15 protein-coding genes are annotated in these 14168 nt (G+C 66.2%); 9 read left to right on the top strand and 6 right to left on the bottom strand.

Features of this window, described 5'->3' with window-relative positions:
* Nucleotides 1–262: response regulator (locus tag ACPYOD_RS04755; protein ID WP_481300674.1), on the bottom strand; the 262-nt coding region annotated here is incomplete at its 3' end.
* Between the two features lie 279 nt (nt 263–541).
* Between ACPYOD_RS04755 and gshB the strand changes: the two genes are divergently transcribed.
* Nucleotides 542–1483: a glutathione synthase gene (gene gshB / locus ACPYOD_RS04760; protein ID WP_481300582.1), complete on the top strand. Its 942-nt coding sequence runs from the start codon at nt 542–544 to the stop codon at nt 1481–1483.
* A complete protein-coding gene (locus tag ACPYOD_RS04765; RefSeq protein WP_481300583.1) occupies nt 1480–2340 on the top strand; it encodes an energy transducer TonB in 861 nt (286 codons plus the stop codon). The genes gshB and ACPYOD_RS04765 overlap by 4 nt, the downstream gene beginning before the upstream one ends.
* A gap of 94 nt (nt 2341–2434) precedes the next feature.
* Here the strand turns inward: ACPYOD_RS04765 and ACPYOD_RS04770 are convergent, their stop codons facing one another.
* Complete coding sequence (locus ACPYOD_RS04770; protein ID WP_481300584.1) at nt 2435–2758, bottom strand: hypothetical protein; 324 nt, start codon at nt 2756–2758, stop codon at nt 2435–2437.
* Nucleotides 2759–2850: 92 nt separating this feature from the next.
* On the opposite strand from ACPYOD_RS04770, the gene ACPYOD_RS04775 reads away from it, so the two are divergent.
* From ACPYOD_RS04775 to ACPYOD_RS04790, 4 genes are all read left to right on the top strand, one after another.
* A complete protein-coding gene (locus ACPYOD_RS04775; RefSeq protein ID WP_481300585.1) occupies nt 2851–3417 on the top strand; it encodes a YqgE/AlgH family protein in 567 nt (188 codons plus the stop codon).
* 14 nt (nt 3418–3431) lie between these two features.
* On the top strand, nt 3432–3851 hold the full coding sequence (gene ruvX / locus ACPYOD_RS04780) for a Holliday junction resolvase RuvX (protein ID WP_481300586.1): 420 nt from the start codon (nt 3432–3434) through the stop codon (nt 3849–3851).
* Nucleotides 3852–3917: 66 nt separating this feature from the next.
* Nucleotides 3918–4844, top strand: coding sequence for an aspartate carbamoyltransferase catalytic subunit (locus tag ACPYOD_RS04785; protein ID WP_481300587.1), 927 nt, complete (start codon nt 3918–3920; stop codon nt 4842–4844).
* A 114-nt stretch (nt 4845–4958) separates the two neighbouring features.
* Complete coding sequence (locus ACPYOD_RS04790) at nt 4959–6707, top strand: hypothetical protein (protein ID WP_481300588.1); 1749 nt, start codon at nt 4959–4961, stop codon at nt 6705–6707.
* 47 nt (nt 6708–6754) lie between these two features.
* On the opposite strand, the gene ACPYOD_RS04795 is transcribed toward ACPYOD_RS04790, so the two are convergent.
* Nucleotides 6755–7237 carry a cytochrome C gene (locus tag ACPYOD_RS04795; protein ID WP_481300589.1) on the bottom strand — a complete coding sequence of 161 codons (483 nt, stop codon included), beginning with the start codon at nt 7235–7237 and terminating at the stop codon, nt 6755–6757.
* 249 nt (nt 7238–7486) lie between these two features.
* Between ACPYOD_RS04795 and ACPYOD_RS04800 the strand changes: the two genes are divergently transcribed.
* Nucleotides 7487–7852, top strand: coding sequence for a BON domain-containing protein (locus tag ACPYOD_RS04800; RefSeq protein ID WP_481300590.1), 366 nt, complete (start codon nt 7487–7489; stop codon nt 7850–7852).
* A gap of 160 nt (nt 7853–8012) precedes the next feature.
* On the opposite strand, the gene ACPYOD_RS04805 is transcribed toward ACPYOD_RS04800, so the two are convergent.
* Together ACPYOD_RS04805 and ACPYOD_RS04810 are read right to left on the bottom strand one after the other, a co-directional pair.
* Nucleotides 8013–9176 (bottom strand): PilT/PilU family type 4a pilus ATPase, encoded by a 1164-nt coding sequence (locus ACPYOD_RS04805; protein ID WP_481300591.1) that lies wholly within the window; start codon nt 9174–9176, stop codon nt 8013–8015.
* 233 nt (nt 9177–9409) lie between these two features.
* Nucleotides 9410–10447 carry a type IV pilus twitching motility protein PilT gene (locus ACPYOD_RS04810; RefSeq protein WP_481300592.1) on the bottom strand — a complete coding sequence of 346 codons (1038 nt, stop codon included), beginning with the start codon at nt 10445–10447 and terminating at the stop codon, nt 9410–9412.
* A 122-nt stretch (nt 10448–10569) separates the two neighbouring features.
* Between ACPYOD_RS04810 and proC the strand changes: the two genes are divergently transcribed.
* The gene (gene proC, locus ACPYOD_RS04815; RefSeq protein WP_481300593.1) at nt 10570–11394 is read left to right on the top strand and encodes a pyrroline-5-carboxylate reductase; all 825 of its coding nucleotides are present in this window, start codon (nt 10570–10572) and stop codon (nt 11392–11394) included.
* A complete protein-coding gene (locus ACPYOD_RS04820; protein ID WP_481300594.1) occupies nt 11391–11966 on the top strand; it encodes a YggT family protein in 576 nt (191 codons plus the stop codon). The genes proC and ACPYOD_RS04820 overlap by 4 nt, the downstream gene beginning before the upstream one ends.
* A 99-nt stretch (nt 11967–12065) precedes the next feature.
* Here the strand turns inward: ACPYOD_RS04820 and ACPYOD_RS04825 are convergent, their stop codons facing one another.
* On the bottom strand, nt 12066–14132 hold the full coding sequence (locus ACPYOD_RS04825) for a RelA/SpoT family protein (protein ID WP_481300675.1): 2067 nt from the start codon (nt 14130–14132) through the stop codon (nt 12066–12068).
* Between the last annotated feature and the right edge of the window lie 36 nt (nt 14133–14168).

A 14168-nucleotide genomic window follows, 5' to 3' on the forward strand; every position in this document is an offset into this window, starting at 1 on the left:
GCGCCTTGTCGAACAGGCCGTCCTTCGAGGACAGCATGATCACCGGCGTACCGCGGAACTGGGCGTTGTTCTTGATGAGCGCGCAGGTCTGGTAGCCGTCGAGGCGGGGCATCATGATGTCGACGAAGATGATGTTCGGCTTCTGGTCGGAAATCTTGGCCAGCGCCTCGAAGCCGTCGACGGCGGTGAGGACGTCGCAGCCTTCCTTCTTCAGCAGGGTCTCGGCCGTGCGTCGGATGGTTTTCGAATCGTCGATGACCATGACCCGCAAACCGCTCAGGTCGTTCCCGCGTCCGTTTTCGTTCACTGCGCCCCCGTACCACGAAAAAAAACCGCAAATACCCTCGCAGGATAGCCGGTTTTCGGCCGACTATTCCGTGCGCCAGGTCGTTGTCCGGACCCGAAGGCTCCGGCGGCCCGCTCTTCGGCGTTCCTCCCGATCGCTGTTTAATGGTTGGCCGGGGCGGCGTCAAGATGAATTGTTCTTAAAGAGGGCCAGGTTGACTAGACTTGGCACCTTTCCTGCCTGCGGGATGCCTCCATGCCACTCTCCGTCGCCGTCCTGATGGACCCGATCCGCTCCATCAAGATCGCCAAGGACACCACGTTCGCCCTCCTCCTCGAGGCCTCGCGCCGCGGTTACGCCCTCTTGTACATGGAACAGGGCGACCTGGCCCTGCGGGGCGGCGAGCCCTGGGCCCGGCTGCGCCCCCTCACCGTGAAGGAGGACCCGGCAGGCTGGTTCACCCTGGGCGAAGCCGAATGGCGTCCCCTTGCCGAGGTCGACATCGTCCTGGCGCGGAAGGACCCGCCGGTGGACGCGCAGTTCATCTACGACACCATGGTGCTCGAACGGGCCCAGCGGGCGGGCTGCAAGGTGGTGAACGACCCGCGCTCGCTGCGCGACTGCAACGAAAAACTGTTCGCGCTCGACTTCCCGCAGTGCATCGTGCCCACCCTGGTGTCGCGCGACCGCGGCGAACTGAAAGCGTTCGTGGCCGAACACGGCGAGGCGGTGCTGAAGCCGCTGGACGGCATGGGCGGCCGCGGCATCTTCCGGGTGAAGGCCGGGGACAGCAACCTGAACTCCATGCTGGAGACCCTGCTCGACGGGGGCCGCCACTTCACGATCGCGCAGAAGTACATCCCGGAGATCACGTCCGGCGACAAGCGCATCCTGCTGATCGACGGCGAACCGGTGCCCTACGCGCTGGCGCGCATTCCGCAGGGCGACGAGTTTCGCGGCAACCTGGCCGCCGGCGGCCGCGGCGAGGGCATCCCGCTCTCCGACCGCGATCGCTGGATCGCCGCCCAGGTCGCGCCCGAACTGGTCCGCCGCGGTTTGCGCTTCGTGGGCCTGGACGTCATCGGCGACTACCTGACCGAGATCAACGTCACATCTCCGACGGGCCTCCGCGAACTGGATGCCCGGTTCGGCATTAACATCGCCGGGCTGCTGTTCGACGCAATCGAGGCCCGATGACCACCCGCAACACCGGCGCCGACCTGTTCGGCGCGACCCTGCTGTTCTCGCTGTTGCTGCATGGTGTCGTCATCCTCGGCATCACCTTCGAGGCGGAAAAGCCGCGGCCGAGCGTGCCCACGCTCGACGTCACGCTCGTGGACGTCGCCAACCGCGAGCCGCCCGACAAGGCCGACTTCCTCGCGCAGGCCAGCAACTCGGGCGGCGGCGACAAGGACAAGGCGGCGCGCCCGTCGGAGCCGGTCTCGGGACTGCTCCCCACTCCGCAGCACAGCCTGGCGGCGGAGCCGAAGGAAGCCCAGGCGCCGGCGCCGCGCGAGGCCACGCCCAGCCAGCTCCTCACCACGTCGGGCGAGACGGCCTTTGCGGTGGACACCACGCACGAGCAGACCGAGCGGAAAGAGCGCCCGTTGCCCGAGTCGGACGAGGAAGTGCAGCGCCGCATGGAAATGGCCCGCCTTGCCGCCGAGGTACGCGAACAGTCGCAGGCCTACGCGAAGCGGCCGAAGAAGAAGTTCATTTCCTCGAACACGCGCGAGTACGCCTACGCGGCATACATGAAGGGCTGGGTCGGGCGCGTGGAACGCGTGGGCAACCTCAACTATCCGGACGAGGCGCGGCGCAGGGGCTTGCATGGGGAACTGGTGCTTACCGTCGGGCTGAACCGCGACGGCACGATCAAGAGCATGGACGTCATCAAGAGCTCGGGCCAGAAAGTGCTGGACGAGGCCGCCCAGCGCATCGTCCGCCTCGCGGCGCCGTTCCCGGCCCTACCTGCCGACAAGAACCGGGTGGACGAGCTCTACATCACGCGCACCTGGCAGTTCCTGCCGGGAGATGTGCTGAGGAATTACTGACCTTGTGGGAGCCGGCTATGCCGGCGATCCCGCGGCAGCGGGCCGGTTCACCGCGAGCGGCCATCGCCGCTGAAGCGGCTCCCACACAAAGCTCTTACTTCGGCAGCAGTTGGTCGGCCTCGCTCACATACGCTTTTTCGGCCGTGCGGTCCCACACGCACAGTTCCCGGCCGGGGCGGTTCTTCATGTGCTTCTGCGGGTAACGGCCGGCCAGCACCAGCGCCGTGACCGGCACGCGGTCGTCGTAATGAATGGGGCCACCTACCGGCTTCACGTCCTTCAAGCCGCTGGCGGCCACGCAGGCCTTCATCAGCCGTTGGTCGTAGTCCTTCCACGCACCCGGCGTGGACGCCGCCGCGGTTGTCGCGCAAGCCAGCGCGGCCAACATAAAACCGTTGATAAACATCATGTTGCGCATTGTATTTCTCCTTCTTGTGGCCGCGCACAACGTACGGGCGGCGCGCTGAACCTTCGCATACGACTCATGTTCGTAGCGGCTACAATGCGGCCATGACGACCGCCAACTCATTCGCAGGGCAATTCCTTATCGCGATGCCCTCGCTTGCCGAATCGCCCTTCGCGCGCGGCGTGGCATTCCTGTGCCAGCACGGCGAGGACGGGGCCGTCGGCCTCCTCATCAACCAGATCTCGGAATATCGCCTCGGCGACGTGCTCTCACAGATGAAACTCAACTGCGAGGACCCCGAGATCGCGGACTACCCCGTGCTCATCGGTGGACCAGTACAGCAGGAGCGCGGTTTCGTGCTCCATCGTGAACCGGGCAACTGGGACTCCAGCTATCGCGTGAACGAAGACTGGTCGGTCACCACCTCGCGCGACATCCTCGTGGCCATGGCCGCGGGCGAAGGGCCGCGGCGGGCGGTGGTCACGCTCGGCTACGCAGGATGGGACGCGGGCCAGCTCGAGCAGGAAGTCATGGACAACGCCTGGCTCACCACGCGCGCCGACGAGCACATCGTGTTCGATACCCCCATCGACGAACGCTGGCTTGCCGCAGCCCGCCAGCTGGGCGTGCACGACCCGTCCCAACTGACCGGCTACGCCGGCCACGCCTGAGCCGCCCTGACGCGATGAGCTGCCTGTTCGGTTTCGACGTCGGCACCAAGATCGTCGGCGTCGCCGTCGGCAATCGCCTGACCGGCACGGCGCGCGCGCTTGCCGCGGTGCCAGTGCGCGACGGCGAACCCGACTGGCATGCGCTGGACACGCTGCGCCGCGAATGGCTACCGGCGGAACTGGTCGTGGGCCTCCCCCTCGACAACGACGGGAAGGAGCAACCGATGACCCGTACCGCGCGGCGCTTCGCGGAGCGCATCGCCGAACGCTATGCCCTGCCCGTCGCCTTCACCGACGAACGCATGAGTTCCCAGGAAGCCGCGCGCCGTTTTGCCGCGGCGCGCGCCGCCGGCACGCGCAAGCGTTCCGACGCCAGGTCCATCGACGCGGAAGCGGCGGCGGTCATCCTCGAGTCCTACCTCGTACAGGCATGACCCGAGCGCGCGCCGCCGCTACCATGCCTTGCTCCACGTCGCCCTTCCCTTCGCCTTGAGGCCGTCATGTCACCACGCCTGCGCCACCTGACCACCCTCGAGAACCTCCCGCGCGAAGCCATCGAACGCCTGCTCGACCGGGCCAACAGCATGCGCGAGGCCACCGCCCACGGCACACGCAAGCTCGACCTGCTTGCCGGCCGCACGGTGCTGAACCTGTTCTTCGAGCCGTCCACCCGCACACGCACGTCGTTCGAACTGGCCGCACGCCGCCTCGGCGCAGACGTCGTCAACTTCGATATCGGCTTTTCCTCCACAGCCAAGGGCGAGGAACTGTTCGACACGCTGCATACGCTGGAAGCGATGCACCTGGATACCATCGTCGTGCGGCACAAGGAATCGGGCACGCCCGAATCCCTGGTCCGCCATGCGATGAGCGGTGTCTCCGTGGTGAACGCCGGCGACGGCAACAGGGCGCATCCCACCCAAGGCCTGCTGGACGCGCTCACCATCCGCAACCACCACCCGGATTTCCGCAAGCTGCGCATCGTCATCTGCGGCGACGTGCGCCATTCCCGCGTGGCCCGTTCCGACGTGCATGCGTTCACCGCCCTGGGCGCGCGCGACGTGCGCATTGTGGGGCCGTCCGCCCTCCTCCCTACGGAGGCGGAACTCAGCGGCGTCACCTTCCATGACGACTTCGACGAGGCGATCGAGGGCGCGAACGCGGTCATCATGCTGCGCCTCCAGAAGGAACGCATGGCGGCGACCGATCTCCCGGACGAGGCCGCCTACTTCGAGCGTTACGGCCTCGACTGCCGGCGCCTCGCCAAAGCCGCCAAGGGTTGCCTGGTGATGCATCCCGGCCCCATCAACCGCGGCATCGAAATCGCATCCGACGTGGCGGACGGCGCCCAATCGCGCATCCTCGAGCAGGTCGGCAATGGCGTCTTCGTACGCATGGCGGTCCTGGCCGAGGTCATGGGCCGCTAGGGACACTCCCGCGACGTAGGAAATTGCGCCGGCGCCGTCCCGGCGGCGTCTTTGGGCGGCGCGCTTCCGGCATAATGGTCGAACCAAGGGACCAACCGGACAATGGGATACACAATGCGACCGACGAAGCGACTCATCGCGCTCGGCCTCGCCAGCGTTTTGCTGGCGGCCTGCGGCCACAAGGACAAGGACGCCCCGCTGGCCTTCGTGCCGGCGGACACGCCATACGTTCTGGCGAACCTCGACAAGCTTGACGACGACGCCTACGAGGCGCTGCTTTCCCAGGCCAACGCGGAGCTTCCGGGCGAGGTCGCCCAGATGAAGTCCCTCGCGCAGGACCTCCAGGCCAAGGGCAACGCCGAGGCCTCCCGCCTGCTCGGTGCGTTCGCCGCCGAGTTCGACGGCAAGACGGCCGAGGCAGCGTTGAAGAACATGGGTCTGGACGTAAAGACGGGCTCTGCCATCTACGGCCTGGGCCTCAGCCCCGTCGCCCGCGTGGCGCTCGCCGATCCCGCCGCCTGGGACGCGTTCGTAGGCCGCCTCGAGACCGCCTACGGGAAGAAGCTGGAAACCGCGGACGCCGGTGGCCAGGCCTATCGCCATGTCACCCTTGCGGACTCGGGCGTGCAGTTGATCATCGCCACCGTCGGCAAGCAGGCCGTGGTGTCTCTGCTGCCCGCGGATGCCGCGCAGCCGTCCATCCGCCAGGCGCTCGGCGTCGACCGGCCCGAGAAGAACCTGCAGGACGACGGCCGCCTTGCCGATCTCGCCAAGGACAAGGGGTACAAGGACTACGCGGTCGGCCAGGTCGATCTCGCTCGCCTGCTCCCTCTCGTTGCCGCAGGCAAGGACCCGTTGTTCGCGGCGTACCTGAAGCAGCAGTCCGCCAAGACGGGCGAGCCTGTGCCGGTGCCGGCGCCGAGCTGCGTGCCGGAGGCCACTCGCATCGCTGCGCGCGTTCCCTCGATCAGCTTCGGCTACACCCGCCTGGACATGCACCACCAGGAGCAGCGGGTCGACGTCGCGCTGGCCGACGACATCGCCAAGGCGTTCTCCGGCCTGAAGGTCGAGCTTCCGGGCCTGGGCAGCGACGCCAGCGGTCCGTTCGACATCAGTCTCGCGCTGCCGGTCGAGCAGATCCGCACGTTCTTCACCGCGCAGGCCGACGCCGTCGCCGCCAAGCCGTTCGAATGCCCGGCCTTCGTCGGCATGAACGACAGCTTCGCCAAGCTCGGCTCCACGATGCAGCAGGCCGCCATTCCGCCGTTCGGCGACATTCGTGGCGTGCGCGTCGTGCTGGACTCGTTCAAGCCGGCCGCCGCCGGTCAGCAGATGCCGGCCATCACCGGTCGCGTGCTGCTGGCCACGCGTAACCCCGCGGGCCTGCTCGCCATGGGCCAGGCCATGCTCGGCGGCGACTTCAAGCTCGCCGGCGACGGCAAGCCGGCGCCGCTGCCGCAGAACATCACCGCCATGCTCGGCATGCCGGGCTGGGCCGCCATGAATGGCCAGGCCATCGCGGTAGGCCTCGGCCAGGGTGAGGACGGCAAGCTCGACGAAATGCTGATGGGCGCCATCGGCGATGCCGGCCGCCTCAGCCGTCTGCACCTCAACGGCGACATGTACCGCGCCTGGGTCGACGTCATGGCGGAGAAGGCGCAGGCCTATGCGAGCTCCATGGCCGAAGCTGCAGGTGCCGACGGCGCACCCGACGACCAGGCCACCCAGGCCTCGGCGGCCGAGCGTTCGAAGATGCAGTTCGAAGCCATGAAGGCGCAAGCCGCACGCATCGTCCAGGTATCGGGCGAGGCGCACGTGGAAGAGAAGGGCCTCGTCATGTCCGGTGCCGTCGAGTACAAATAACGTCTGCTTCAAGCCAGAGAAAACGCCCGCATTCGCGGGCGTTTTTTTTATGGTGCCACGCCTGGATAAACCACATGTGGGCCGTTCGGTTTCTGGCCCGGCGGCACATAGGCCGGCGCGGGCGCACCACCCGGCCCAAGCGACCGGACGAACCGGTAGATGTCGCGCAGGTCCTGCTCTTTCATGATGTTGAGCGTAAACGACGGCATCGGCGGCCGCGCATGCAGCGTGTGCGCGTAATTGACCCAGACGTCTTCGCTCATCTCACTGAGCGTCAGGCGCAGGTTCACCGGATACGTCGTGCCCCAGGGACCGCTGAAACCGACGGTATCGCCTTCGAGCCATTCCTTGTCGGGAACCTTGCCTTCGCGCTGCGCGTAGCCGGAGGTATGGCAATCGTTACAGCCACCGAATTGCACAAGGTAGCGGCCGCGCTGCACGGCGGCGTTGTCGGTGGCCATGGCGGACAACGGAACGATCGACGCAACGACGAGACCTGCGAGCAGCGCACGAAAATAATTCGACGACATAAATGTCCGTTTCGGGGAGGGGGAGGACGATCGGGCGGAGCGGGAAGTTCGAGGTGAAAGCGAGCGCGATGAGAACACGCCGCGCCCTTTCCGACCTCCCCACAAAGTGGGATGCGCGATCCTGAACGAATCGAATTTTTCGGCACATATCGTTCACGGATGCGCTGTTTCCATAGTTCCCGCGAACCGGCAGCCACAGCGCGTGGCGCCATCGCCAGACCCATTCAGTGCGAAAACAAGGAGTCACCCATGAACCACGCCAACCTCCGTAAGGCCCTGTTCGCCGCCGCCCTCGTCGCCGGTCTCGGCGCGGCTCCCTTCGCCCAGGTGTATGCGCAGGACTCCGCAGCGGCTTCCTCGAAGAGCGATAACCAGACCGTCGCCGGCAAGGTGGACGACAGCTGGATCACCACCAAGGTGAAGTCGGAATTCGCGACTGCGAAGAACGTCAAGGCCACCGACATTTCGGTGGACACCAAGGACGGCATGGTCACCCTGACCGGCACGGTCGCCACCGCCGGCGAAAAGACCAAGGCCGAGCACCTTGCCAAGGGCGTCAAGGGCGTGAAGAGCGTCGACGCCAGCGGCCTGACCGTGTCGGCTGCCGCCAAGTAACCGTCACCGCAGCGCGGTACGAAAAGGGAGCCTTCGGGCTCCCTTTTTTGTGGGAGCCGCTTCTTGTGGGAGCCGCTTCAGCGGCGATGGATGCTTGCGACAAGCTTGCCGCTGCCGCGGGATCGCCGCTGAAAGCGGCTCCCACAGCGCGTCGGATCATTCAGCGGTGCAGCATCCCGCCAAACGTATCGCGATCGGTGCTCTTGTCGATCTCCACGCCTTCCAGGCCCTGCGACAGCGTGTGCGCGTCGCCACCCTGGGCCAGCTTGATGCGCAGGCGAACTTCGTTCGAGCTGTCCGCATGGCGCAGCGCGTCCTCGTAGGAGATTTCGCCAGCGTGATAGAGCTCCACCAGGCTCTGGTCGAAGGTGCGCATGCCAAGCTGGTTCGAGTCGCGCATCAGTTCCTTCAGCTTGTGGATCTCGCCCTGACGGATGTAGTCCTGCGCGAGCGGTGTGCCGAGCAGTACTTCCACCGCCACGCGGCGCGCCTTGCCGTCCGGCGTGGGAATGAGCTGCTGCGCCACGACGCCCTTCAGGTTGAGGGACAGGTCCATGAAAAGCTGCTGGCGGCGGTCTTCGGGGAAGAAGTGCAGGATGCGGTCCAGCGCCTGGTTGGCATTGTTCGCATGCAGCGTGCACAGGCAGAGGTGACCCGTTTCCGAGAAGTTGATGGCGTGCTCCATCGTCTCGCGGGTGCGCACTTCGCCGATCATGATCACGTCCGGCGCCTGGCGCAGGGTGTTCTTCAGCGCGTTTTCCCAGCTGTCGGTATCGATGCCGAGTTCGCGCTGGGTGATGATGCATCCCTCGTGCTTGTGCACGTACTCGATCGGGTCCTCGATGGTGATGATGTGGCCCGTGGAATTCTGGTTGCGGTAGCCGATCATCGAAGCCAGCGAGGTCGACTTACCGGTACCCGTGCCACCGACGAAGATGATGATGCCGCGCTTGGTCATCGCCAGCTGCTTGATGATCGGCGGCAGGCTCAGTTCCTCGGGCGTGGGAATCTTCGATTCGATCCGGCGCAGCACCATGCCCACACAGTTGCGCTGGTAGAAGCACGAGACGCGGAAACGTCCGATGCCCGAGGCGCTGATCGCGAACTGGCACTCGTGGGTTTTCTCGAATTCCTCGCGCTGGGCCGGCGTCATCACGTTCAGCACCATGTCGCGCGACTGTTGCGCCGACAACGGACTCTGCGTGATGGGCACGATACGCCCCTGCACCTTCATGGAAGGCGCCACGCCGGCGGTGATGAACAGGTCGGAAGCCTGCTTGTGCACCATCAGCTTGAGGAAGGAAGTGAAATCGAAGTCGCTCATGGCCTGCTGTCCCATTGCCGGAAGGTCCGGCGCCCCTGTGGGGCGATCATATACCTGCGCCCGGGCGGGCACAGGGACGGCGTTCACGGTCTTGCGGGAGCCGGCTTTTTGTGGGAGCCGCTTCAGCGGCGATGGGACTTGCGGCGGGCTTGCCCGCTGCCGCGATCGCCGGCACAGCCGGCTCCCACATTTACCGGAGACTCCCCAGTTACCGAGACACCACCGGCACTGTTCTAGCGGAACCCTTCCTTGTTCTTGGCATAGGTGGAGGCTTCCTGCCGCGTGATCAGGCCGCGCTTCACCAGGTCGGCGAGGTTCTGGTCGAGGGTCTGCATGCCGTACTGCTGGCCGGTCTGGATGGACGAGTACATCTGCGCCACCTTGTCCTCGCGGATCAGGTTACGGATGGCCGGGATACCGACCATGATCTCGTGCGCCGCCGTACGGCCACCGCCCACCTTCTTGAGCAGCGACTGCGAGATCACCGCGCGCAGCGACTCGGACAACATGGAGCGGACCATCGGTTTCTCGCCCGCCGGGAATACGTCGATGATGCGGTCGATGGTTTTTGCCGCCGACGAGGTATGCAGGGTGCCGAAGACCAGGTGGCCCGTTTCCGCCGCGGTGAGCGCCAGGCGGATGGTTTCCAGGTCGCGAAGCTCGCCGACCAGGATGTAGTCCGGATCTTCGCGAAGCGCGGAGCGCAGCGCCTCGTTGAAGCCGTGCGTGTCGCGATGGACCTCGCGCTGGTTCACCAGGCACTTCTGCGAGGTGTGCACGAATTCGATGGGGTCTTCTACCGTGAGGATGTGCCCGTACTCGTTCTTGTTCACGTGGTCGACCATGGCCGCCAGCGTGGTCGACTTGCCCGAACCCGTCGGGCCGGTGACCAGGATCAGGCCCTGCGGCTGCTCGATCAGTTCGCGGAAGATCTTCGGCGCGCCGAGGTCCTCCAGGGTGAGCACTTCCGACGGAATGGTACGGAACACACCGCCCGCGCCACGGTTGTGGTTGAACGCATTGACGCGAAAGCGGGCCAGGCCGGGGATTTCGAACGAGAAGTCGACTTCGAGGAATTCCTCATAATCGCGGCGCTGCTTGTCCGACATGATGTCGTAGATCAGCGAATGGACCTGCTTGTGCTCCAGGGCCGGGATATTGATGCGCCGGACGTCGCCGTCGACGCGGATCATCGGCGGCAGACCCGCGGACAGGTGCAGGTCGGAGGCCTTGTTCTTCACGGAGAAGGCAAGGAGTTCGGCGATATCCATTGGGGTCCCCTTTCTTGGTCGGCATAGGTAACCATGCCCGGGGGTTGGCGACAAGGGACACACCCGGCGCATCTCCATATATGCTTCCGCGTTGTGAACGAGGTCGCCTACGGAGTTACCCCATGAACCGGATCGCCTTCATCGGTGGAGGCAATATGGCCACCGCGCTGATCGCCGGCATGATCCGCCACGGCGCCCAGCCCGGCGGCATCGCCGTGGCGGAGCCGCGCGCCGAAGCCCTGCATGAGCTTTCACGCGAATACGGGGTAGCCACGTACACGGACAACCTCGACGCGGCCGAGGGTGCCTCCATCCTCGTCCTGGCGGTGAAACCGCAGATGCTGGCCGAGGTCTGCCGTGGGCTCCGGCCCGCCGTGCAGAAGTACCGTCCCCTGGTCATCTCCATCGCCGCGGGCATCCGTATCCACCAGATGGAACGCTGGCTCGACGCCGCCCTGCCCGTCGTGCGCTGCATGCCGAACACTCCGGCCATGTTCGGCGCCGGCGCCACCGCGCTGTACGCGAACGCCCGGGTCAGCGCGCCGCAACGGGCTGAGGCCCAGCACGTGCTCGACGCCGCCGGGCTCACGGTCTGGGTGCCCGAGGAGGACCAGCTGGACGTCGTCACGGCGCTCTCCGGATCCGGCCCAGCCTATTTCTTCCTCATGGTCGAAGCGCTGGAAAATGCCGCCTTCTCGCACGGCCTGTCCCGCGAGGCCGCCCGGGCCCTGGCCGCGCAGACGGCTTTCGGTGCCGGGCGCATGCTGGTGGAAAGCGGTGAGACAGCGGCCACCCTGCGCCAGAAGGTCACCTCGCCCCACGGCACCACGCAGGCGGCACTGGACAGTTTCCGCGGCGACCATTTCGCCGAAATCGTGGCACGCGCCGTCGACGCGGCACGGCGGCGCGGCATCGAACTTTCCGAAGACATGGAATCCAAGACGTGAATTACCTGACCAATGCCGGCGCGCTGATCCTGCAGTTCGTTTTCGGCGCCATCGTCACCTTGTTCGTGCTGCGCCTGATGGCCGAGGCGTACCGTGCGGATTTCCACAATCCGATCTGCCAGTTCCTCTATCGCTTCACGAATCCCGTGCTGCGGCCGCTGCGCAAGGTCCTGCCGAACGTGCGCCGGGTGAACACGGCCGCGCTGTTGATCGTCCTGGCGCTGGAGTGCCTGAAGATGGTGTTGATGGCGGCGCTGGCCGGCGTCGCTCCCGCCCCGCTGGGCATCCTGGTGGCCGGTGTCGCCGAAACCCTCGACTTCTTCCTGCTGACGTGGATCGTGCTGGTTTTCGTCTGGTCGTTGATGAGCATGCTTTCCACCGACCGTTACCATCCCGTGGCGCGCCTGGTATCCAGCCTGGCGGAGCCGCTCGTGCGGCCGCTTCGTGGGCGCTTGACGATCGGCGGGCTCGATTTCTCGCCTACCGCCGTTTTGTTGGGCCTCTTCCTTGCGCGCATCCTGGTGGTGCAGCCGCTGTCGGATTGGGGCATGAGGCTGCTGCTGGGGGCCTGAGGCCGGATTGCCTTCGCCGCTGAAACGGCTCCCACAGAAGAAGTAGTTCTTTGGGGGCAGAAAGAGGCAGGTCTTGTGTGGGAGCCGCTTCAGCGGCGATTACCGCCCGCCAAGCCGCCGCGCGTCCGTCACGTTCGGAAGTGCACTCAGTCGCCCGAGCAACGTCGACAGCTGCTCATAATCCTTCACGCGTAGGGTGAAGCGCATCTCCACCTCGCCGGTGCGTACGTGCACGCGGCTGGAGGAGGCCACGATGTGCGGCCCCACGTTGTTGATCGTGGTGGCCACGTCCTTCTGCAGGCCCTTGCGGTCATACCCGCGCAGTTCCACGTCCACCTCGTAACTCTGCACGTCCACCCTGCCCCAGCCGACATCGATCACGCGGTCGGGGTCGCGCCGGGCCAGGCGGGCCAGCGACGCGCAGTCCGCGCGGTGCACCGACACGCCACGCCCGCGGGTGATGAAACCGCGCACCGGATCGCCCGGAAGCGGCTGGCAGCAGCGCGCCAGCGTGGTGAGCAGGTTGCCCAGGCCTTCGATCGACAGCGCACCGCGATCATGCTGGGCGGCGCGCGACGCCACCGGATTGCCGGACTGCGTGACCTCGGGTTCCACCGGCTCCTGCAGCGAGCGGGCGACCTGGCCTAACGAGACTTCGCCCAGTGCCACCGTCACGAAGAGTTCGTCCACGTTCTTCAGGCGGAAGTGGGTGGCCAGCTTGGCGAGGTCCACATCGTCGAGGGCCAGCCGGCGCAGTTCCTTTTCCAGCGCTGCCTTGCCCGCCAGGATGTTCGCTTCGTGCGCTTCGCGGCGAAACCATGCGCGCACTTTTTCGCGTGCGCGCGAGGTGTTCAGGTAGCCATGGTGCGTGGAAAGCCAGTCGCGGCTGGGCTCCGACACCTTCGTGGTGAGGATCTCGACGCGATCGCCGCTGCGCGGCTGCGTAGTGAGCGGCACGATGCGCCCGTTGACCTTCGCGCCGCGGCAGCGATGTCCCACTTCGGTGTGGATGTGGTACGCAAAATCGAGCACCGTCGCCCCGCGCGGCATGTCGATGACCTCGCCCTTCGGCGAAAGCACGTACACGCGGTCTTCCATCAGCTCGGTTTCGAAGCCCGCGGCGAGTTCGGCTTCGTCTTCGCCGCGCGGCTCCAGCAGCTTGCGCATCCAGGCAATCTTGGCCTCGAACTCGGCGTCCGCGCCTCCGCCTTCCTTGTATCGCCAGTGCGCTGCCACGCCCAGTTCGTTCGCCCGATGCATCTCGTGCGTGCGGATCTGCACTTCGAGGATCTTGCCTTCCGGTCCGATCACCGCCGTGTGCAGGGAGCGATAGCCGTTGCCCTTGGGCCGGGCCACATAGTCGTCGAATTCGCCGGGCAGGTGCGGCCACAGGCTGTGTACGAGACCCAGGGCGGCGTAGCAATCGGCGACGTTGTCGACGAGGATGCGCACCGCGCGGATATCGTAAAGATCGGAGAACTCCAGCCCCTTCTTCTTCATCTTTTTCCAGATGGAGAAGATGTGCTTCGGACGGCCCGCCAGGTCGGCCCGGATGCCGGCACCATCGAGTACCTCGCGCAGTTCGGCGAGGCTGGTGGCGATGAAGCGCTCGCGGTCGGCACGCCTTTCGTCCAGCAGGCGCGCGATGCGGCGATAGGTGTCCGGCTCCAGGTAACGGAACGCCAGGTCCTCTAGTTCCCACTTCAACTGCCAGATGCCGAGGCGATTGGCCAGGGGTGCGTGAATGTCGGAAGTGAGCTGGGCCAGTTCGCGCCGTTCGTGGTCCGGCAGCGCCATGGCGGTGCGCATGGCTGCGAGTTGCCGCGCGAGCAGGACGAACACCACGCGCAGGTCGCGAATGATCGCCAGCAGGAGCCGGCGCAGGCCTTCGGCACCGCTGCCGGAAGCGTGCTGGGCATGCAGGGCCCACACCTTCTCGGCTTCGCCCTGCCCGTCGACCAGCCGGCGCAGCGAAGGGGCCCAGGTCTTCGCCACCTCGTCGGTGGCCCCGGGAAGGCCGCGTTGCAACGTGAACCAGAGAGCCGATGCGCAGGTTTCGTCGTCGCAGCCGAGCAACCGCAACAGCTCGATGATCGTCTCGCCTTCGGCGCGCGCCGCCACGGTCAACACGGCGCAGGCCTCGCGCGCGCGCTCGGTCTGCGGCATCGCCACATCCTGCCGTCCCCGCGAAGGCGGAGAGCC

The organism is Luteibacter sp. HAY1-4A, assembly GCF_056755355.1.